The organism is Sphaerisporangium sp. NPDC049003 (assembly GCF_043197795.1).
In the GTDB taxonomy this organism is placed as follows: domain Bacteria; phylum Actinomycetota; class Actinomycetes; order Streptosporangiales; family Streptosporangiaceae; genus Sphaerisporangium.
Genome location: NZ_JBICTU010000014.1, coordinates 50,763 through 70,632, shown reverse-complemented (window position 1 = coordinate 70,632; position 19,870 = coordinate 50,763). Strand labels below are relative to the sequence as shown.

At 70.6% G+C, this 19,870-nt stretch carries 17 protein-coding genes; 7 read left to right on the top strand and 10 right to left on the bottom strand.

Going from position 1 to position 19,870, the window contains the following annotated elements:
• The first annotated feature begins 47 nt into the window (after positions 1-47).
• Positions 48-2,177, top strand: coding sequence for a beta-propeller domain-containing protein (locus ACGFIV_RS17170; RefSeq protein WP_358546815.1), 2,130 nt, complete (start codon positions 48-50; stop codon positions 2,175-2,177).
• A 224-nt stretch (positions 2,178-2,401) separates the two neighbouring features.
• Here the strand turns inward: ACGFIV_RS17170 and glpD are convergent, their stop codons facing one another.
• Together glpD and ACGFIV_RS17160 are read right to left on the bottom strand one after the other, a co-directional pair.
• Positions 2,402-4,087, bottom strand: a complete 1,686-nt coding sequence (gene glpD / locus ACGFIV_RS17165; RefSeq protein WP_358546957.1) for a glycerol-3-phosphate dehydrogenase — start codon at positions 4,085-4,087, stop codon at positions 2,402-2,404.
• 639 nt (positions 4,088-4,726) lie between these two features.
• A complete protein-coding gene (locus ACGFIV_RS17160) occupies positions 4,727-5,497 on the bottom strand; it encodes a DeoR/GlpR family DNA-binding transcription regulator (RefSeq protein ID WP_392835809.1) in 771 nt (256 codons plus the stop codon).
• Positions 5,498-5,617: 120 nt separating this feature from the next.
• Between ACGFIV_RS17160 and ACGFIV_RS17155 the strand changes: the two genes are divergently transcribed.
• From ACGFIV_RS17155 to ACGFIV_RS17145, 3 genes are all read left to right on the top strand, one after another.
• A complete protein-coding gene (locus tag ACGFIV_RS17155; protein ID WP_392835806.1) occupies positions 5,618-6,517 on the top strand; it encodes an SIS domain-containing protein in 900 nt (299 codons plus the stop codon).
• Positions 6,514-7,647 (top strand): N-acetylglucosamine-6-phosphate deacetylase, encoded by a 1,134-nt coding sequence (gene nagA, locus ACGFIV_RS17150; protein ID WP_392835803.1) that lies wholly within the window; start codon positions 6,514-6,516, stop codon positions 7,645-7,647. Before ACGFIV_RS17155 ends, nagA begins: the two co-directional genes overlap by 4 nt.
• Positions 7,648-7,750: 103 nt before the next feature.
• The gene (locus ACGFIV_RS17145) at positions 7,751-8,578 is read left to right on the top strand and encodes a ketose-bisphosphate aldolase (RefSeq protein ID WP_392835800.1); all 828 of its coding nucleotides are present in this window, start codon (positions 7,751-7,753) and stop codon (positions 8,576-8,578) included.
• Positions 8,579-8,756: 178 nt separating this feature from the next.
• Here the strand turns inward: ACGFIV_RS17145 and ACGFIV_RS17140 are convergent, their stop codons facing one another.
• Complete coding sequence (locus ACGFIV_RS17140; protein WP_358546830.1) at positions 8,757-9,875, bottom strand: GuaB3 family IMP dehydrogenase-related protein; 1,119 nt, start codon at positions 9,873-9,875, stop codon at positions 8,757-8,759.
• A gap of 98 nt (positions 9,876-9,973) precedes the next feature.
• A complete protein-coding gene (gene guaB, locus ACGFIV_RS17135; protein WP_358546833.1) occupies positions 9,974-11,452 on the bottom strand; it encodes an IMP dehydrogenase in 1,479 nt (492 codons plus the stop codon).
• A 183-nt stretch (positions 11,453-11,635) separates the two neighbouring features.
• On the opposite strand from guaB, the gene ACGFIV_RS17130 reads away from it, so the two are divergent.
• On the top strand, positions 11,636-12,013 hold the full coding sequence (locus tag ACGFIV_RS17130) for a DUF5319 domain-containing protein (RefSeq protein WP_358546836.1): 378 nt from the start codon (positions 11,636-11,638) through the stop codon (positions 12,011-12,013).
• On the opposite strand, the gene ACGFIV_RS17125 is transcribed toward ACGFIV_RS17130, so the two are convergent.
• From ACGFIV_RS17125 to groES, 4 genes are all read right to left on the bottom strand, one after another.
• A complete protein-coding gene (locus tag ACGFIV_RS17125) occupies positions 11,974-12,120 on the bottom strand; it encodes a hypothetical protein (protein ID WP_392835794.1) in 147 nt (48 codons plus the stop codon). The two genes, ACGFIV_RS17130 and ACGFIV_RS17125, sit on opposite strands and share 40 nt — an antisense overlap.
• Positions 12,121-12,176: 56 nt before the next feature.
• The gene (locus ACGFIV_RS17120) at positions 12,177-12,803 is read right to left on the bottom strand and encodes a sigma-70 family RNA polymerase sigma factor (RefSeq protein ID WP_358546960.1); all 627 of its coding nucleotides are present in this window, start codon (positions 12,801-12,803) and stop codon (positions 12,177-12,179) included.
• Between the two features lie 309 nt (positions 12,804-13,112).
• Complete coding sequence (gene groL, locus ACGFIV_RS17115) at positions 13,113-14,735, bottom strand: chaperonin GroEL (protein ID WP_358546842.1); 1,623 nt, start codon at positions 14,733-14,735, stop codon at positions 13,113-13,115.
• Positions 14,736-14,844: 109 nt separating this feature from the next.
• Positions 14,845-15,159 carry a co-chaperone GroES gene (gene groES, locus ACGFIV_RS17110; protein WP_084258731.1) on the bottom strand — a complete coding sequence of 105 codons (315 nt, stop codon included), beginning with the start codon at positions 15,157-15,159 and terminating at the stop codon, positions 14,845-14,847.
• Between the two features lie 301 nt (positions 15,160-15,460).
• Here groES and ACGFIV_RS17105 point away from each other — a divergent pair, with 301 nt between their 5' ends.
• Both ACGFIV_RS17105 and ACGFIV_RS17100 read left to right on the top strand, forming a co-directional pair.
• A complete protein-coding gene (locus ACGFIV_RS17105) occupies positions 15,461-16,645 on the top strand; it encodes a class I SAM-dependent methyltransferase (protein ID WP_358546845.1) in 1,185 nt (394 codons plus the stop codon).
• A gap of 204 nt (positions 16,646-16,849) precedes the next feature.
• The gene (locus ACGFIV_RS17100) at positions 16,850-18,355 is read left to right on the top strand and encodes a hypothetical protein (RefSeq protein ID WP_358546848.1); all 1,506 of its coding nucleotides are present in this window, start codon (positions 16,850-16,852) and stop codon (positions 18,353-18,355) included.
• Between the two features lie 39 nt (positions 18,356-18,394).
• Here ACGFIV_RS17100 and tsaD read toward each other — a convergent pair whose 3' ends face one another.
• Both tsaD and rimI read right to left on the bottom strand, forming a co-directional pair.
• Positions 18,395-19,426, bottom strand: coding sequence for a tRNA (adenosine(37)-N6)-threonylcarbamoyltransferase complex transferase subunit TsaD (gene tsaD, locus ACGFIV_RS17095; RefSeq protein ID WP_358546851.1), 1,032 nt, complete (start codon positions 19,424-19,426; stop codon positions 18,395-18,397).
• Positions 19,419-19,859 carry a ribosomal protein S18-alanine N-acetyltransferase gene (gene rimI / locus ACGFIV_RS17090; RefSeq protein ID WP_358546964.1) on the bottom strand — a complete coding sequence of 147 codons (441 nt, stop codon included), beginning with the start codon at positions 19,857-19,859 and terminating at the stop codon, positions 19,419-19,421. Before rimI ends, tsaD begins: the two co-directional genes overlap by 8 nt.
• Positions 19,860-19,870: the final 11 nt, after the last annotated feature.

Genomic DNA, 19,870 nt, shown 5'->3' with positions numbered 1-19,870 from the left:
CCTCCCGCGATCCTGAACCGCGCCCTAGGTAAATGCGTCGTAGGGGCATGAGGACTTCACTTGGTACGGCTGCGGCCGTCGCGCTCGCCGTAGGGCTGGTGGCGGCGGCCTGCACGAACGGCGGGAGCGCAACCGCGCCCGAAGCCGGGGAACCCGTGGCACTGGGCAACATAAAGCTCGTCTCGTACACCGGTTGCGATGACATGCTGGAAGGCTTGCGCAAGGCCACCGCGGAGAACGTGGGCCCCTATGGCCTCGGCGGGAACATGATCCTCTTCGCCGCCGGCGGGGCGGAAGACGCCATGGCCAAGTCCTCGGCGCGGTCGTCCGGGCCCACCTACTCGACGACGAACGTCAACGAGGCGGGCGTCGACGAGCCTGACCTGGTGAAGACCGACGGCAAGCGGATCGTCACCTTCGGCCGGGGCGTGCTCCGCGTGGTCGACGTGGCGTCGAAGAAGGTCACCGGCACGCTGCGGCTCCTGCCGGCCGAGCAGGGATGGGCGCCCGGCGACCTGCTCGTCCACGGCGACCGCGCGCTCGTGATCCTCTCCCAGGGCGGCGCCGTCCCGATGGGCGCCATGGCCAAGCAGCGCCCGTTCGTCGGACCGAAGTACGTGCTGGTCGACCTCAAGGACCTGAAGGTCCTGGGATCGATCACTCCGTACGGGAACCACGTGGACGCCCGCATGACCGGCTCGTCCGTACGGATCGTGGTCAGGTCGCAGCCCGAGTTCACCTTCGCCGAGGCGCGCCAGGACGAGCCCGAGTCGAGCCTGATCAAGCGCAACCAGGACATCGTGCGCGCCGCGCCTATCGACGCCTGGCTCCCGAAGTACGAGGTCGCCGGGCCCGACGGCGCCGCCCGCACGGAGAAGGTGAAGTGCGAGCAGGTCAGCCACCCGGAGGACTACACCGGGACCTCGATGCTGACCGTGCACACGATCGACCTGGAAGCCGGGCTCGACGCCGGCGACCCGATCAGCGTGGCCGCCGACGGTGACACCGTCTACGCCACCCCCACCAGCCTGTACGTCACCAGCAACCCCCGCTGGTGGGTCCGGCGCGTCATCGACGACGTCTCCCCGGCGGACACGCCCCCGGTGAGCACCTCCCCCGGCGAAGCGGAGGCGTCCTCCTCCGGCACGGCGGTCGCCCCCAAGGACCCGCCGAGCTCGCCTCCGGCCGAGAAGGTCGAGCCGAGTGACGACCCGTCGATGCCCACACTGCTGCCCGAGCCGACGGCGACGGCGACGCCCACCACGGGGTCGCCGAGCGCCGAGAGCACCCCTGTGTACAAGGCGCCGCCTGAGCAGACCGAGGTGCACCGGTTCGACATCACGGCTCCGGGAGCGCCCAGGTACGTCGCCTCCGGGGTGGTCCCCGGGCGCCTGCTCAACCAGTACTCCCTGTCGGACTACGAGGGGAGCCTGCGGGTGGCCACCACGTCGTTCGGCGACGAGGGGGTGGCCTCGGAGAAGAGTTCCAGCGCGGTCTACGTCCTCGACTCCGGCACGCTGGCGAGGACCGGCCAGATCACCGGTCTCGGCAACGGCGAGCGGATCTACTCGGTGCGCTTCATCGGCCCCGTGGGGTACGTCGTGACGTTCAAGCAGGTGGACCCGCTCTACACGCTGGACCTGCGGGACCCGGCGCGGCCCAAGGTCACCGGCGAGCTGAAGATCACCGGATACTCCGCCTACCTGCACCCGGCCGGAGACGGGCGGCTGATCGGCATCGGACAGGAGGCGAGCGACAAGGGACGCACCCTCGGAACCCAGGTCTCGCTGTTCGACGTCAGCGACCCGGCCAAGCCCGCCCGGCTGTCGCAGTACCACCAGAAGGACTCCGGCTCGGAGGCCGAGTGGGACCCGCACGCGTTCCTGTACTGGCCCGCGTCCGGCGTCGCCGTCCTGCCTCTCAACACCTGGGGCGTCGAGGGGCAGGACAGCCAGTCGGCCGCGCTGGTGCTCAAGGTCGGAGATGACGCGATCACCAAGACGGGGCTGGTCACCCACCCGAAGCCGAAGAAGTCCAACGACCCGATTCCGCCCGACCCCATGATCCGGCGCTGCCTCGTCATCGGCGACACCCTGTGGACGGTCTCCGACATGGGGCTCAAGGTCAGCGACACGAAGACCCTGGCGGAGGAGGGCTGGATCCCCTTCGCCACCTGACGGGCGGCCTCGGCTGGTTCGACGCGCTTCCAGGCCGTATCGCGCAGTACGGCCCGGAGTGCCAGGCCGCACGTTCCGGTCCCGATCCGACGGGACCGGAACGTGCGGCCCAGGGCATACTCGGGCTCAGCCCGATTCGGACCGGATCAGACCGGCTCAGGAGGGCCTCCTGAGCTGAGGACCGACGTCCGGCTCAGACCGGCTCAAACCGACCTAGGCCGGGCTCAGACCGGCTTGGTCTCCGCCTCGCCCGAGGGGACGATCTCCGGAGCGCCGAGACGGATGGCGTCGGCCTCCTGGTCGGTGTCCTGCTCCTGCGAGGCCCGCTCGGCCTCCACGCGCTTGGTGTAGTACTCGACCTCGCGCTTGACCTGCTCCGCGTCCCATCCGAGCGGCCCGGCCAGGAGCTCGGCCGCCTCCTCCGCCACGGCGGTGCCCCGGTGGAAGGTCTCGATCGAGATGCGCGTGCGGCGCGTGAGCGCGTCATTGAGATGGCGGGCGCCCTCGTGGGTGGCCGCGTAGACGATCTCGGCCCTGAGGTAGTCGTCGGCGCCCGTCAGCGGGCGGGCCAGCGACGGATCGCGCTCGATCAGCGCCAGCACCTCGTCGATCAGCGACCCGTACCTCTGCAGCAGGTGCTCGATGCGGGCGACGTGAAGGTGCGAGGAACGCGCCAGGCGGTGCCGGGAGTTCCAGAGCGCCTGGTAGCCCTCGGCGCCCACGAGCGGGATCTTGTCGGTGCAGGACGGCGGCACGCGCTGGTCGAGGCCGTGCGCGACCGCGTCCACCGCGTCCTTGGCCATCACGCGGTACGTCGTGTACTTCCCGCCCGCGATCATGACGAGGCCGGGGACCGGGTGGGTGACGACGTGCTCGCGCGACAGCTTGGAGGTCTCCTCCGACTCCCCGGCCAGCAGCGGGCGCAGCCCGGCGTACACGCCCTCGACGTCGTCACGGGTCAGCGGCACCAAGAGCACCTCGTTGACGTGGTCGAGCACGTAGTCGATGTCCTGGCGGGAGGCGGCCGGATGGGCCTTGTCGAGCGCCCACTGGGTGTCGGTGGTGCCGATGATCCAGTGCCGCCCCCAAGGAATCACGAAAAGCACCGATTTTTCGGTGCGAAGGATGATTCCGGTGAGCGAGTGGATCCGGTCACGCGGGACCACGAGGTGGACGCCCTTGGACGCGCGCACGTGGATCTGACCGCGGCCGCCGACCATCTCCTGGATCTCGTCGGTCCACACGCCGGTCGCGTTGACCACCTGCCGCGCGCGGACGTCGAACTCGGTGCCGGTCTCCAGGTCGCGCACCCGTACCCCGGTCACGCGCTCGCCCTCGCGCAGGAAGCTGACGACCTTGGTGCGCGACGCGATCTGGGCCCCGTACGCGGCGGCGGTCCGCAGCATCGTCGTGACGTGCCGCGCGTCGTCCACCTGGGCGTCCCAGTACTGCACCGCGCCGGTGAGCGAGGACTTGCGCAGCGCCGGGGCGAGCCGGAGCGCCCGGCGGCGCGACAGGTGGCGGTGGCCCGGCACCCCCCGGGACAGGCCGGTCGAGAAGCCGAGCGAGTCGTACAGCGTCAGGCCGGCACCCACGTACGGCCGCTCCCAGACGTGGTGGGTGAGCGGGAACAGGAACGGCACCGGGCGCACCAGGTGCGGGGCGATGCGCTGGAGGAGCAGCGCTCGCTCCTGCAACGCCTCGCGCACGAGGTCGAAGTTGAGCTGTTCCAGGTAGCGCAGGCCGCCGTGGATCAGCTTGGAGGACCGGGAGGAGGTGCCGGAGGCGAAGTCGCGCGCCTCGACGAGACCGACCGAGAGCCCGCGGGTCACGGCGTCCAGCGCGACGCCGGAGCCGACCACGCCGCCGCCGACCACGATCACGTCGAGCTCCTGCTCGGGGTCGGCCATGCGGGCCAGCGCGGCCGATCGCTCCGCCGGCCCTATGCGGGCCGAGTAGACCCCGCCGCCCCTGGACCGCACATCAGCGCCGTCCCACTTGACCTGCCCGTCACTTCGCTGAACGTCCACACCCCCACCATCCCGCCCAACCGCGCCGTCGCCTCGCCCGGCGTCCACGCTCCCGCGATCGGGCCGGGTCTCGCCATGCTCGACGTCCATACTCACACCATCTCGTGGAGCTTCGGCGTCGGCGTGCCCGGCACCGGGCACCGGGGCCTTCTCAGCACCGTCCAGGGCAGGGTCGCCCGTCTCGCCGGGCCGGGGCTCCCGGCCGGCTTCACCCGGCCCGACCCCGCTGGCTGTGTGTGCTGTCATTGCGATCCCCCTGGGGTGCGGCTTGTCGCATTGTGTCCTATTTCTACCCGTGAGTAGATACCTGCATGCCGTGAGCGGACCCGGCCGGGGATGAAGCTCCTCACATTCCGCGACTCATGGGGCGCGCGCTCCCCCACCACCCTCACCGCGTCACCCCGGTCACACGACCGCGGGAGGTAGATCTTCTCCGGCACCGCGGAACCGTAGATCTTCACAGGTCACGCGAGGACCGGGAATCGGCGGTCACGCTCACCTCACAGCCGCCGGCCGTCGTCAGACCCGCACGACCTCGACGCCGGCCTCCGTGAACGCCTCGGCGGCGGCGTCGGACAGCCCGGCGTCGGTGATCAGCATGTCGATTCGGTCGATGGCACAGATCTTCGCGAAGGCCCGGCGGCCCGCCTTGGACGCGTCGGCGACGGCCACCACGCGGGCGGCCCGGCCGATCAGCAGGTTGTTCACGCCGGCCTCGCCCTCGTGATGGGCGGACGCGCCCGCCACCGCGTCGATGCCATCGACCCCGAGGAAGGCGATGTCCAGGGTCACCTGCTCCAGCACCCCGGAGGCGAGCGGCCCGATCAGCTCGTACGACTGCGGCCGCGCGACCCCGCCCGTGACGACGAGCTTGACGTTCTGCCGCACGGTCAGCTCCGCGGCGATGTTGAGGGCGTTGGTCACGACGGTGAGCCTGGCGCCCGGCTCCGCCCGCAGGGCCAGCGTCCTCGCGACCTCGGAGGTCGTCGTGCCGCCGTTCATGCCCACGACGGCACCCGGCGCGACCAACTCGGCCGCGGCCTCGGCGATGCGCTGCTTCTCCCCCGCGTGCCTGGCCGTCTTGTAGCGGAGCGGAAGGTCGTAGCTCACGTTCTGGGCGACGGCGCCGCCCCGCGTGCGCATGAGCATCTGCTGCTGGGACAGCTCGTCGAAGTCGCGCCGGATCGTCGCCGTCGAGACCTCCAGGGTCTCCGCGGCCTCCTCGACCGTCAGGCGCCCGTGCTGAGCCAGCAACTCAAGCAGGGCGTTCCAGCGTTCATACCGGCTCATGGTCCCAAAGCGTGGCACACGACCCGACTTCGCACACCCGAGTGGTCGCCACCCGATGCACAATCGTGCTTGTTAGTGCTATAAAAAGTGCAGAACAAATCAAATCTAAGGAACCGGCCCGTGATGACGCACACCGAGACCGAGATCGCCTCTCAGCCGGAATGCTGGAGCCGAGCGGTGGAGCTGGCCGGATCAGCGGCGCTCCCCCGGCCCGGCGAGCGCGTCGCCGTGATCGGCTGCGGCACCTCATGGTTCATCGCCCAGGCCTACGCCGTCCTCCGCGAGGCCGCCGGGCACGGTGAGACCGACGCGTTCCCCGCGTCCGAGGCCCCGCTGGGCCTGTCGGACGGCGGCGCGCCGGGCCGGTCGTACGACAGGGTGCTCGCGCTCACCCGCTCCGGCACGACGACCGAGGTGCTGGAGCTCCTGCGCCGGCTCGACGGCACGAGGACCACGGCCGTCACCGCCGACCCGGACACTCCCGTCATGACGCTCGCGGACGAGGTCGTCGTGCTCGACTTCGCCGACGAGAAGTCCGTCGTCCAGACGCGCTTCGCCACCACGCAGCTCGCGCTGCTCCGCGCCCACCTCGGCGAGGACCTCACCCGGGCCGTCGCCGACGCCGAGCGGGCGGTCGCTTGGCCCGTCGGCGCCGAACTCGTCGACGCCGAGCAGTTCTCCTTCCTCGGCCGGGGCTGGACCTGCGGGCTCGCGCAGGAGGCGGCGCTGAAGATGCGGGAGGCCTCGCGTTCGTGGACCGAGGCGTACCCGGCCATGGAGTACCGCCACGGCCCGATCAGCATCGCCGGGCCAGGGCGCGTCACCTGGATGCTCGGCACCGCCCCCGAGGGCCTCGCCGACGACGTACGGAAGGCGGGCGGCACCTTCGTCGCCGCCGACGCCGACCCGATGGCCGAGCTCGTACGGGTGCAGCGGGTCGCGGTGGCCCGCGCGCACGCCCGGGGACTGGACCCCGACCAGCCGCTTCACCTGACCCGATCTGTGATCCTGTCTTCATGAGCATCACACTCGCCGACGCCCGCGTCGTGACCCCCGACGGTGTACACGAGGGCTGGATCACCATCGAGGACGGACGCTTCACCCACATCGGCCAGGGCCAGGCGCCCCGTGACGGGCACAGCCTGGCGGGCCGGTACGTGCTCCCCGGCTTCGTCGACATCCACACCCACGGCGGAGCCGGGGGATCCTTCCCCTCCGGCGACCAGGAGGAGGCGCGGCGGGTCGCGGCCTTCCACGCCGGCCACGGCACCACGACGCTCATGGCGAGCCTGGTCACCGCGTCGCTCGCGGACCTCGCCCGTGCCACCGCCGCGCTGGCCGAGCTGTGCGACGACGGACTGCTGGCCGGGATCCACTTCGAGGGTCCCTACATCGCGCGGTCACGCTGCGGGGCGCACGACCCCACCCTGCTCCGCGATCCCTCCCCCGGCGAGCTGTCAGACCTGCTGAAGGCCGGACGCGGGCACGTGCGGATGCTCACCATCGCCCCCGAGCTGCCGGGCGGACTCGGCACCGTCCGTGCCGCCGTCTCCGAGGGCGTCATCGCGGCCCTCGGCCACAGCGACGCCACGTACGAGCAGGCCGTCGCGGGCATCGAGGCGGGCTGCACGGTCGCCACCCACCTCTACAACGCCCTGCCCCCGCTGCACCACCGCGAGCCCGGGCCGATGGCCGCGCTGCTGGAGGACGAGCGCGTGACGATCGAGCTGATCAACGACGGGGTCCACGTCCACCCGGCGATGATGCGGCTCGCGGGCACGTTCGCGGGCACGGGCCGCACGGCACTGATCACGGACGCGATGGCCGCCGCCGGCATGGGCGACGGGACCTACCGGCTCGGCTCCATGGAGGTGGAGGTGTCGGACGGCGCCGCCCGGCTCGTGGAGAACGGCACCATCGCGGGCAGCACCCTGACCATGGACGTCGCCTTCAGGCGTGCGGTCCAGGAGGTCGGCCTGTCCGTGGCCGAGGCCTCCGAGATGGCGTCGCTCACTCCCGCCCGCGTCCTCGGCGTGGACGGCCGCGCCGGCTCGATCTCCGTCGGCAAGGACGCCGACCTCGTCGTGCTCGACGACGACCTCACCCTCCACAGCGTCATGCGCCACGGCGGCTGGCTCACCTCCCCATGACCCCGCCCGAAGCGCCCCACCATCCCGTCCGTTCCCCCGGCGGAGACTCCCGGACGGTTCGTGGCGCGCCCGCATGCCGTACCACCGAGATCGGAGACGAGCCGTGCCCCTCGTGACCACCGGCGACGTCATCCGTCAGGCCCCTTCGGGCGTGGGCGCCTTCAACGTGATCCAGCTTGAGCACGCCGAGGCCATCGTCACCGGGGCCGAGGCGGCGAGCGCTCCCGTGGTGCTGCAGATCAGCGAGAACTGCGTCCGCTACCACGGGGCGCTGAAGCCGCTCGCGGTCGCGTGCCTCGCCATCGCCGAGACCTCGGCCGTTCCCGTGGCCGTCCACCTGGACCACGCCACCTGCCGCGCCCTCGTCGAGGAGGCCGTACGCCTGGGCATCGGATCGGTGATGTTCGACGCGTCCGCGCTGCCGGACGCCGCGAACGTGACGGCGACGGCCGAGGTGGCGGCCTGGTGCCATGAGCGCCAGGTCTGGGTCGAGGCGGAGCTGGGCGAGATCGGCGGCAAGGACGGCGTGCACGCGCCGGGCGTGCGCACCAAGCCGGGGGAAGCGGTGTCCTACGTCGCGGCGACCGGAGTGGACGCCCTCGCCGTCGCGGTGGGCAGCTCCCACGCCATGACCACCAGGGACGCCGTGCTCGACCTGACGCTGATCGGCGAGCTCCGCGAGGCGGTGCCGGTGCCCCTGGTGCTCCACGGCTCCTCAGGCGTGCCGGACGACACGCTGCGCGAAGCCGTGCGGCACGGCATGAAGAAGATCAATATCGCGACAGGCCTGAACAAGGCCTTCACCGGGGCCGTACGGGACCGCCTGGCCGCCGACCCCACCGCCGTCGACTCCCGCAGGTACTTCACCAGCGCCCGCGAAGCCGTCGCCCACGAGGTCACCCACCTCCTGAAACTCCTCACCACCTCCTGAGCCCACCCCCGTGACGGCCGCGACCCTCTGAACGCCTCTCCTTGTGACGGCTGGGTCAGGGGAGGCGAGCAGGCGCCACCCTTCCCCGGCGAACAGGGCCTTCCCATGCGACTCGGCGGAGACGCGAAAGGGTCCTTCCCCCGGGTGGTTCGCCCGGGGGAAGGACCCCTGCTCAGCGTCAGTGGACGTGGGGTGCGACGACGACCTCGACGCGCTGGAACTCCTTGAGGTCGGAGTAGCCCGCCGTGGCCATCGTGCGCCGCAACGCGCCCATCAGGTTCATCGAGCCGTCGGCGACGCTGGACGGGCCGTGGAGGATCTGCTCCATGGTGCCGATCGTGCCGACCTCCACGCGGGCGCCTCGCGGCAGCTCGCCGTGGTGGGCCTCGGAGCCCCAGTGGTGACCCCGCCCCGGAGCCTCGGCGGCGCGGGCCAGCGGGGAGCCGACCATGACGGCGTCTGAGCCGCAGGCGATGGCCTTGGCGATGTCGCCGGAGCTGGTCATGCCGCCGTCGGCGATCACGTGGACATACCGGCCGCCGGACTCGTCGAGGTAGTCGCGGCGGGCGGCGGCGACGTCGCCGATCGCGGTGGCCATCGGCACCGCCACGCCCAGCACGGTGCGCGTGGTGTGGCCGGAGCCGCCGCCGAAGCCCACCAGGACGCCCGCCGCGCCTGTGCGCATCAGGTGGAGGGCCGCGGTGTACGTCGCGCAGCCGCCGACGATGACCGGGACGTCGAGCTCGTAGATGAACTGCTTGAGGTTGAGCGGCTCCGCCCGGCCGGAGACGTGCTCGGCGGAGACCGTGGTGCCCCGGATGACGAAGATGTCGACCCCGGCGTCGATCACGGCCTTGTAGTGCTGCGCGGTGCGCTGGGGCGACAGCCGCGCGGCGGTCGTCACACCGGCGGACCTGATCTCCTCGATGCGGCGCCCGATGAGCTCGTCGCTGATCGGCGCGGCGTAGATCTCCTGAAGCCGCCTGGTGGCGGCCTCTCCACGCAGCTCGGCGACCTCCGACAGCAGGGAGGCGGGGTCGTCGTAACGGGTCCAGAGCCCTTCGAGGTCGAGCACGGCGAGGCCGCCGAGACGCCCGATCTCGATGGCCGTCTTGGGCGAGACGACGCTGTCCATGGGGCTCACCACCACGGGCAGGTCGAAGCGGTAGGCGTCGATCTGCCAGGCGATCGAGACCTCCTCGGGGTCGCGGGTGCGCCGGGACGGCACGATGCCGATCTCGTCCAGCGCGTAGCCCCGGCGCCCGCTCTTGCCACGCCCGATCTCTACCTGAGTCATGCTCTTGTCGTTCCCGTCACTCGGAGAAGCCGCTTCGCTCGTAGGTCCTTACCCGCACGGGTCGCGATGTCGCCGCCGGGCGTCGCCCGGCCGCTCCATCAGCGGCCGTGGTAGTTGGGCGCCTCGACCGTCATCTGGATGTCATGGGGGTGGCTCTCTTTGAGACCGGCGGAGGTGATCGGCATCAGCATGCCGTTCTCGTGGAGCTCGTCGATGGTGCGGGAACCGGTGTACCACATGCCCTGGCGCAGGCCGCCGACGAGCTGGTGGGCCACGGCGGCGACCGGGCCGCGGTAGGGCACCTGGCCCTCGATGCCCTCGGGGATGAACTTGTCCTCGCTGGTCACGCCCTCCTGGGAGTAGCGGTCCTTGCTGTAGGAACCGCCGCGCTCCCGGTTGCGCACGGCGCCGAGCGAGCCCATGCCCCGGTAGGACTTGAACTGCTTGCCGTTGATGAAGATCAGCTCACCGGGCGACTCCTCGCAGCCGGCGAGCAGCGAGCCCAGCATCACGGTGTTCGCCCCGGCGGTGAGGGCCTTGACGATGTCGCCGGAGTACTGCAGGCCACCGTCGCCGATCACCGGGACCCCCGCGGGGGCGCAGGCCAGCGACGCCTCGTGGATGGCCGTGACCTGCGGGGCGCCGACCCCGGCCACGACGCGGGTGGTGCAGATGGAGCCGGGGCCCACCCCGACCTTGACGGCGTCGGCTCCGGCGTCGATGAGCGCCTGGGCGCCCGCCCGCGTGGCGACGTTGCCCGCGATGACGTCGACCCGGCCGTTGGCCTTGATCTTGGCGACCATGTCGCAGACCCCGCGCGAGTGGCCGTGGGCGGTGTCGACGATGATCACGTCGACCCCCGCCTCGATCAGCGCCATCGCCCGCTGCTCGGCGTCGCCGGCGACGCCCACCGCCGCCCCGACCACCAACCGGCCGTCGGCGTCCTTGGTAGCAAGGGGATATTGCTCGCTCTTGGTGAAGTCTTTGACGGTGATGAGGCCGCGCAGCCTGCCCTCGGCGTCGACGAGGGGAAGTTTCTCCACCTTGTTGTGGCGCAGCAGCCGGAACGCCTCGTCGCGGGACACCCCCACGGGGGCGGTGACGAGGGGCATCGGGGTCATGACATCGCGGACCCGGACGCTCTGGTCGGTCTCGAAGCGCATGTCGCGGTTGGTCACGATGCCGACCAGCACACCGCCCCGGTCGGTGACCGGCACACCAGAAATGCGATATTTCCCACACAGGATCTCGACGTCGGCCAGCGTGTCGTCGGGCGAGCACGTCACCGGGTTGGTGACCATGCCGGCCTCTGAACGCTTCACCAGATCGGCCTGCTGGGCCTGGTCGTCGATGGACAGGTTACGGTGCAGGATGCCGATGCCGCCCTGGCGCGCCATGGCCACGGCCATGCGCGCCTCGGTCACGGTGTCCATGGCGGCGGAAACCAGGGGAATGCGCAGATTTATCGACCTGGACAGGCGAGTGGTGGTGTCGGCGTCGCCCGGCTGCAGGTCCGAATACGCGGGAACCAGGAGCACGTCGTCGAACGTGAGCCCGGGTTCGGTGAACTTGGCCATCTGCAACCCTCCTGCCATGGCGCTCTCAAGGTGGGGAAAGGCGCCGGCCCCCTTGGCCCAGTTTAGTGTCCCGCCACTGACCGGCTCTGCGGCTCCTGCGGACGACCTGGCGCCCCTCTTTGGATCACTGCTTCCCAAGCACTTGCCCTCATCAGGGTAGGTGAGGGTCATAAGGTGGAATGCGTGCTGGAAGACGTCCCTCGCGACCCCTTCGCGGAAGACCCTGACGACCCTGCCGCGGCGCTGGGTGAGCTCGACGACTCCGAGCCGCTGACCTTGGCCGAGCGCGACGAGGCGCTCACCGACCTCGCCGATGTGGAGGTCTTCCGGTCGTTACTGGAGCCACAGGGGGTCCTCGGGCTCGTGCTCGACTGCCCGGAGTGCGGCGAACAGCATTACTTCGACTGGGATCTACTCCGCGGAAACCTCCGGCAGATGATCGACCACGGGCGGCCTCAGGTCCACGAGCCCGCCTTCGAGCCCGACCCCGCCGACTACGTCAGCTGGGAGTACGCGAGGGGCTACGTGGACGGCGTGATCGACACCGAGGAGAGCCACTGATCGACGTCGTCGGTCAGAGCGCGCAGCAGGCCCACCGCGGCGTCCTCGTGCTCGCCGACCGGATCACGGCGGGCGAGCGCGTCGATGAGCGCGTCGGTCCTGAGCACGTCGGGATCCGTCTCGGACCCGCGTTTTCGGACCGAACGCGCCGGATGGACAGCGGTCAAGCTATCGACTCCATGTCGGCCATCGCCCGAAGCCTGGCCAGCGCCCGATGCTGGGCGACGCGAACCGCACCTGGTGACATACCGAGTACGTTACCCGTCTCCTCGGCGGACAGTCCTGACACGACCCGCAAGATGATCAGCTCTCGCTGGTTCTCAGGGAGGCGTGACAGCAGCGCGCGGGCGTGCTCTGCCTCGATGTAGCGCACCACGGTCTCCTCCGGCCCCGGCCCCTGGTCGGGTCCGTCCGGCAGATCCTGGGTGGGCACGGCCGAGCGCACCGAGCTGCGGAGCGCGTCCGCGACCTTGTGCGAGGCGATGCCGAAGACGAACGAGGCGAACGGGCGGCCCATGTCGCGGTAGCGCGGCAGCGCGGCCAGCACCGCGATGCACACCTCCTGGGCCACGTCGTCGGCGATGTGGTAATGACCGGAAACCCGGCCAAGTCGGGCACGGCAATAGCGAACCACCATCGGGCGCAACTGGCCCAGCAGCGATTCGATCGCGGTGCGATCCCCCTGTACGGCAAGGCTCGTCAGATCCCTGAGGTCGGACTCGTCCGATCTCGTCGCAAGCCTTACCCCAGTTTTGGCGTCGGCGACGCGTCCCTCGGTCACGTTAGGCATGATGCCCGCCACGATCGCGCATGTCGTCATAGTGAACGGATACGGATTGGTCACATTGACGCGACGATAACGGCGAGTAATCAAATGAACACAGTAGTGTTTGTATATTTCACTCTCGAAGGGAATTCGGAGGATATTTGTTAGATGTCACGGCAGCTCGGAGGGCGCGCAGCGCGGTCTGCCGGACGCCCCAGTCGCGTGATCGGTTTACCAGGCGGTCAAATGACGGGGGCCTAAATCGATTCAACAAAAAAGTACGGCCCGCGCCTCCATGAGGCGCGGGCCGTACTTCGGGCCGAATGATCGGGTTCAGTGGCCGTGTCCGTGGCCGTGACCCTGCCCCCCGGCGGCGGGGGCCTCCTCCTCGGGCTTGTCGACCACGAGGACCTCGGTCGTGAGCAGCATGCCGGCGATGGAAGCGGCGTTCTGCACGGCCGAGCGGGTGACCTTGACCGGGTCGATGACGCCCTGCGCGATCAGGTCGCCGTAGTCGCCGGTCGCGGCGTTGAGGCCGTGGCCGGCGGGCAGCTCGCCGATCTTCGCGGTGACGACGTAGCCCTCGTGGCCCGCGTTCTCGGCGATCCAGCGGGCCGGCTCGACGAGCGACCGGCGGACGATGGCGACACCGGTCGCCTCGTCACCGGTGAGGCCGAGGTCGTCCAGGTCCTTCGACAGGTGCACGAGCGCGGAGCCACCGCCGGAGACGATGCCCTCCTCGATCGCGGCGCGCGTCGCGGAGATGGCGTCCTCAAGACGGTGCTTCTTCTCCTTGAGCTCCACCTCGGTGGCCGCGCCGACGCGGAGGATGCAGATGCCACCGGACAGCTTGGCGAGGCGCTCCTGGAGCTTCTCGCGGTCCCAGTCGGAGTCGGTCTGCTCGATCGCGTGCTGGATCTCGCGGACGCGGTCCTGGACCGCCTGCGGGTCGCCGGCGCCGTCGACGATGGTCGTGGCGTCCTTGGTGACCACGATGCGGCGGGCGGTGCCCAGCACTTCGAGGCCGGCGTTGTCGAGCTTGAGGCCGAGCTCCTCGGAGATCAGCTGGCCACCGGTCAGGATCGCGATGTCCTGCAGCATGGCCTTGCGGCGGTCACCGAAGCCGGGAGCCTTGACGGCGACCGAGGTGAACGTGCCGCGGATCTTGTTGGTGACCAGGACGGCCAGGGCCTCGCCCTCGACGTCCTCCGCCACCACGAAGAGCGGCTTCTTGGTCTGGGCGACCTTCTCAAGCAGGGGGAGGAACTCCGCGATAGAGGAGATCTTGCCCTGGTTCAGCAGGACGTAGGCGTCCTCGAGGACCGCCTCCATGCGCTCGGGGTCCGTCACCATGTACGGCGACAGGTAGCCCTTGTCGAACTGGAGTCCTTCGGTGAACTCCAGCTCAAGGCCCATGGTGTTGGACTCTTCGACGGTGATGACGCCGTCCTTGCCCACCTTGTCGAACGCCTCGGCGATCAGCTCGCCGATCTTGGCGTCCTGGGCGGAGATCGTCGCTACGTTGGCGATCTCCTTCTTGTCCTCGACGGGACGGGCGAGCTCCAGCAGGCGGTCGCTGACCGCGCGGGCGGCCAGGTCGATGCCGCGCTTGAGCGACAGCGGCGAGGCGCCGGCGGCGACGTTGCGCAGGCCCTCGCGGACCATCGCCTGGGCGAGCACGGTCGCGGTGGTGGTGCCGTCACCGGCGACGTCGTTGGTCTTGGTGGCGACTTCCTTGGCGAGCTGCGCGCCGAGGTTCTCGTACGGCCGCTCCAGCTCCACCTCACGGGCGATGGTCACACCGTCGTTGGTGATGGTGGGCGCACCGAACTTCTTGTCGATGACGACGTTCCGGCCGCGCGGCCCGAGGGTCACCTTGACGGCGTCCGCGAGAGCGTTCACGCCACGCTCAAGAGCGCGACGCGCGTCCTCCTCGAACTCCAGGGTCTTCGGCATTTAAGGTCCTCTCAGCATCAGAGCCCCGGGCCTTCAGCCGAAGCGCCCGGGGCTTGACACGCATTTTTTGTAAGGCTCCGTACTGATGGTCGCTTGCGCGCCCGGGGCTTTACTTCTCGATGATCGCGAGAACGTCACGGGCGGAGAGAACGAGGTACTCCTCGCCGCCGTACTTGACCTCGGTACCGCCGTACTTGCTGTAGAGGACGATGTCCCCTTCCTTGACGTCGAGCGGAATCCGCTTCTCGCCGTCTTCGTCCCAGTTGCCGGGGCCCACCGCGAGGACCTTGCCCTCCTGCGGCTTCTCCTTGGCGGTGTCTGGGATGACCAGACCGGAAGCGGTCGTCTGCTCGGCTTCAAGCGGCTGGACCACAATGCGGTCGCCGAGCGGCTTAACGGGAACCTTGGTGGCGGTCGTCACGATCGGACCTCCCCTTCAGATTGTGTTGATGAGCTGAAGAGGCGACCAGCGGCCTGCCGTCGCGGGTGTCAGACCTGCCTCGTCGCATTTTTGACTTGGCACTCTCACTAGGCGAGTGCCAACACTGAACAGTATGCAAGGCCGCCGACTCAGTCAACACGGACAGGCCGTCCCTGGTCAGTCCGGTTCCGATACCTGCCCCGGCCGATGTGCGGCTCGCCCGAAATGTCCGCCTGAGCGCCGGGTCCGCCAGGTTACCGGCTCCTTCCCTGGGACCTCCCGGCACGCGGTAGCGTCGGGAGACGTGGACCTCGACGCCTTCCGCGAATTGCTGACCACACGCGGGCAGAAGGCCCTCGGCGACGCCGTGGAGGCGGTGGCCGGCGGCGCCGACCCGGTCCTGGCCGCGAGCCGCCTCAGGAAGACCTACGACGCCTCGCTGACCTCGGCCGCGCTCACGCAGGCGCGGCTGCGGGCGCGCGGCGCCGTCAAGTTCGGCCCCGACGCGGCCCGCATGTACTTCACCCCCGACGGCCTGGAGCAGGCGACCCGCGCCGAGGTGGCCGCCCACCGCGCCCGCAGGCTGCCGCCCGGCACACGGGTGGCCGACGCCTGCTGCGGCATCGGCGGCGACCTGATCGCCATGGCACGCGCCGGCTGCGAGGTCGACGCCGTCGACCTCGATCCGCTCACCGTGGAGGTGGCGCGGGCCAACGCCGTCGCGCTGGAGCTCGGCGACCACGTCACGGTGCGTACGGCCGACGCCGCCGAGGTCGAGCCGGAGGCCTACGACGTGCTGTTCGCCGACCCGGCCAGGAGGTCCGCCAGCAGGCGCGTGTTCGACCCCATGGCGTACTCCCCGCCGTGGCCGGCGGTCCTCGGCCTTCAGGCACGGGCACGGGCCGCGTGCCTGAAGGTCGCGCCCGGCATCCCGTACGAGCTGATCCCGCCGGGCGCGGAGGCCGAGTGGGTCTCCTACCGGGGCGAGGTCAAGGAGGCCGTCCTGTGGACCGGCGCCCTCGCCCAGCCGCAGGCGGAGGAGCTCGGCCGAAGGGCGACGATGCTGCCTTCCGGCGAGACGCTGACCCCCGACCTGTCCCTCGGGCAGGCCGAGCAGGGGCCGGTGGCCAGATACCTTTACGAGCCGGACGGCGCCGCGATCAGGTCGCACCTGGTGGCCGAGGTGGCGGCGCTGGTGAACGGCCACCTGCTCGACCCGCAGATCGCCTACATCACCGGCGACACCGCCGCCGTCACGCCGTGGGCCTCACGGTACGAGGTCCTGGAGACGATGCCGTTCTCGCTCAAAAGGCTGCGCGCGGCCCTTCGCGAGCGCCGCATCGGCGCGGTGACCCTCAAGAAGCGCGGCTCCGCCGTCGACCTGGAACGCCTGCGTAAGGATTTGCGCCTTTCTGGTGATAAATCGTGCGTCGTGGCTCTTACCCGCATCGGCGAGCGTCCTTTCGCACTTGTTTGCCAACCCGCCTGACCTGCATAAACGACTATTCCAGGGCAATCCACGATTATCACGAAGTTTTAAAGTCGGCCCCGAAATTCGCCTGACGAGCGACTACAGTTGGCCAGCGCGGGATTTTCGCCTGATCGATGGCTGACCCGCCTTATTCGTCACGCCAGACAACCGGACCAATCCCACCGCAGTGCGGCCGGCCGCCCGCGAGTGAAGGAGCTTTCGGTGGATCACTCCAACCACACCCTCCTCCAGGCGGGAAGCCAGACCGCCATCTCCGACCGGATGCGCGAGCTCCTGGCGAGGGCGGCCCAGGACCATGTGTACGAGCAGCGCACCCAGGGCGCGGTGCTCGACGAGATCCGTCAGCGGCTCGAAGGCATGGAGTGGTTGCTGCGCGAGGTCCGTGAGCGCGAGCTGGGCGGCCTGAGCGGCGCCCTTGAGACCGTCGGCGGCCAGCTCGGTGAGCTGGCGACCCGGCCTCCGGCGTGGGCCGAGGGCCTGGCCCAGCACGTGGAGGTCGTGCGTGACCGCGTCGACGGGGTGGGCGACCGCGTGGCCGTCATCGTCGACCGCATCGACTCGGTGAGCGAGCGCGTCAGGCCCGTCGCCGAGCTGCCCGGCCTGCTGAACGACCTCGGCACGGTGCGCGAGGGCGTCGCGGAGTCCCTGAAGCGCCTGCAGGCGCTGCTCGACGGCGGCCACGGCGTGCCCGAGCGCATGGCCGAGCTGAGCGGACGCCTCGGCCGGCTCACCGCCGGCATGGAGGCGGCGGGCGGCCGCTTCACCCGGGTCGACAAGGCGCTGCTCGACCTCACGCAGCGCACAGAGCGGCTCGAAGGCGGCGTTCTCGACCTCAGCGAGGCCCTTGAGGAGACGCTCGCATCGGCGATCGAGCGGCTCACCGGCTCCGTCGACCAGCTGGCCGGCAAGGTCGACGGCATGACGGCTCAGCTGGCCGACGCCGAGACGCGGCTCTCCGACCGCCTCGACGGTGCCGGCGGCCTGCTCGCGGGCTTCGACGGCCGCCTGGAGGGCGTCGAGGGCCATCTGGCGGGTTTCGCGGCGCGGTTCGACTGTGTGGAGGGTCACCTCGGGGAGCTGAGGGGACGCGCCGACAGCGTGGACGGCCGATTCGACAGCGTCGACAGCCACATCGGGGCCGTGGAGGGGCGGCTGGAGACGGTCGACGTCCGGCTCCAGAGCATCGACGGGCGCGTCGAGACCGCCGACTCCCGCCTCGCCGGCGTCGACGGCCGCCTGGCCGGGCTCGACCAGCGGCTCACCGACGTCGGCGACCGCCTCACCGCACAGGATCAGCGCTTCACCACGCTCGGCGAGAGCTTCGAGGGCGTCAACGAGCGGCTGGAGATGGTCGACGACCGCGTGGAGGCCGTCAACCAGCGCGTCGGCCAGCTCCCCGGCCTGCTGGAGGTGGGCGAGGTCCACAAGCGCGTCGGCGAGCTGCTCAGCGCCCAGGGCGACGACCAGGGCAAGCGGCTCGACGCGATCGACAAGCGCCTGACCGAGGCCGCCACCGCCCTGCCGCCCATGGCCGAGCTCATGGACCTCATGCGGGCACGTCCCGATCGCGCCCAGCTCGCGGAGACCGTCGACGAGGTCATCCAGCCCACGCACAACGACCTGACCCGCAGGCTGGGCGCCCTGGAGGAGACCATGCTGGCCCTCGCGGAGGCCCTGCTCCGTCCCACCCGCACCCCCAAGGACTGACCCGGGCCCTCGGGCCCTCACATGTGGACGGCCGTCACCTCACATGTGGACGGCGGTCACCGGAAGGGACGAGTCGGCGGGGATGTCGAGCCGCGACGGGCTCACTCCCGAGGCCACCAGCTCCGACCCGAGGGCCGCGATCATCGCGCCGTTGTCGGTGCACAGCCCCGGCCGGGGCACGCGCAGACGCACCCCCGCGGCGTCGCACCGCTCCTGGGCCAGGGCGCGCAGCCGGGAGTTGGCGGCCACCCCGCCCCCGATGAGCAGGTCCTTCACGTCGTACTGCCGGCAGGCCTGGATCGCCTTGCGCGTGAGCACGTCCACGACGGCCTCCTGGAAGGACGCGGCCACATCGGCGACCGGGACGGGCTCACCGGCACGCTCCCTGGCCTCCACCCAGCGCGCGACGGCGGTCTTCAGCCCCGAGAACGAGAAGTCCAGCGTGCCGTCGTCGTACTTCCCGCGCGGGAAGGCCACGGCCGTGCCCGAGCCCTCGGCGGCGGCGCGGTCGATGTGGGGGCCGCCGGGGAACGGCAGTCCGAGCACCCTGGCCACCTTGTCGAACGCCTCGCCCGCCGCGTCGTCCACGGTGGAGCCGAGGGAGATGACGTCCTTGGCCACGTCGGGCACGAGCAGCAGCGACGAGTGGCCGCCCGAGACGAGCATCGCGATCGACGGCTTGGGCAGCGGGCCGTGCTCCAGTTGGTCCACCGCGACGTGGGCGGCCAGGTGGTTGACGCCGTACAGCGGCACCCCGATGCCCATGGCGTACGCCTTGGCGGCGGCGACGCCCACCAGCAGCGCGCCCGCGAGGCCGGGACCGGCGGTGACCGCCACCGCGTCGATGTCGGAGAAACGCAGCCCCGCCTGTTCGAGCGCGCGCTCGACGGTCGGGGTCATGGCCTCGAGGTGGGCCCGTGAGGCCACCTCGGGCACGACGCCGCCGTACCGCGCGTGCTCCTCGACGCTGGAGGCGACGGTGTTCGCGAGCAGGGTGTGGCCCCTGACGATGCCGACCCCGGTCTCGTCACACGAGGTCTCGATGCCCAGGACCAGGGGTTCGTCAGACATTCCCGCCCTCCAGCTTCCTCATCATCATGATCGCGTCTGTTCCGTCGTCGTAGTAGTCGCGGCGCACGCCCACCGGCTCGAACCCGAAGCGTTCGTACATGGCCTGCGCGGGCGGGTTGTCGGCGCGGACCTCCAGGAACACCGCCGTCGCCCCCCGGCGCCGGGCCTCGGTGAGCAGTTCCTTCAGCATCGCGCTGCCGACGCCCGCACGCTGCATGGCCGCGCTCACGGCGATCGTCTGGACGTCGGCCTGGTCGCCCGCCGCCGCCAGCCCGGCGTACCCGACGATGTGCCCGCCCGCGACGGCGACGATGTAGTGGCGGGTGCGCGGCTGGTCGGCCAGCTCGCCCCGCAGCATGCCCTCGCTCCACGCGTCGAACGGGAACGTCGAGCGCTCGATCACCATGACCGCGGGAAGATCGGCTTCCGTCATCTGCCGCAGCG

Bases quoted from the DNA above. Each gene is read 5' to 3' on its own strand.
- ACGFIV_RS17170 (WP_358546815.1), top strand. From the start codon at position 48: ATGAGGACTTCACTTGGTACGGCTGCGGCCGTCGCGCTCGCCGTAGGG.
- glpD (WP_358546957.1), bottom strand. From the start codon at position 4,087: ATGGCCGACCCCGAGCAGGAGCTCGACGTGATCGTGGTCGGCGGCGGC.
- ACGFIV_RS17160 (WP_392835809.1), bottom strand. From the start codon at position 5,497: ATGAGCCGGTATGAACGCTGGAACGCCCTGCTTGAGTTGCTGGCTCAG.
- nagA (WP_392835803.1), top strand. From the start codon at position 6,514: ATGAGCATCACACTCGCCGACGCCCGCGTCGTGACCCCCGACGGTGTA.
- ACGFIV_RS17140 (WP_358546830.1), bottom strand. From the start codon at position 9,875: ATGACTCAGGTAGAGATCGGGCGTGGCAAGAGCGGGCGCCGGGGCTAC.
- guaB (WP_358546833.1), bottom strand. From the start codon at position 11,452: ATGGCCAAGTTCACCGAACCCGGGCTCACGTTCGACGACGTGCTCCTG.
- ACGFIV_RS17120 (WP_358546960.1), bottom strand. From the start codon at position 12,803: ATGCCTAACGTGACCGAGGGACGCGTCGCCGACGCCAAAACTGGGGTA.
- groL (WP_358546842.1), bottom strand. From the start codon at position 14,735: ATGCCGAAGACCCTGGAGTTCGAGGAGGACGCGCGTCGCGCTCTTGAG.
- tsaD (WP_358546851.1), bottom strand. From the start codon at position 19,426: ATGTCTGACGAACCCCTGGTCCTGGGCATCGAGACCTCGTGTGACGAG.
- rimI (WP_358546964.1), bottom strand. From the start codon at position 19,859: ATGACGGAAGCCGATCTTCCCGCGGTCATGGTGATCGAGCGCTCGACG.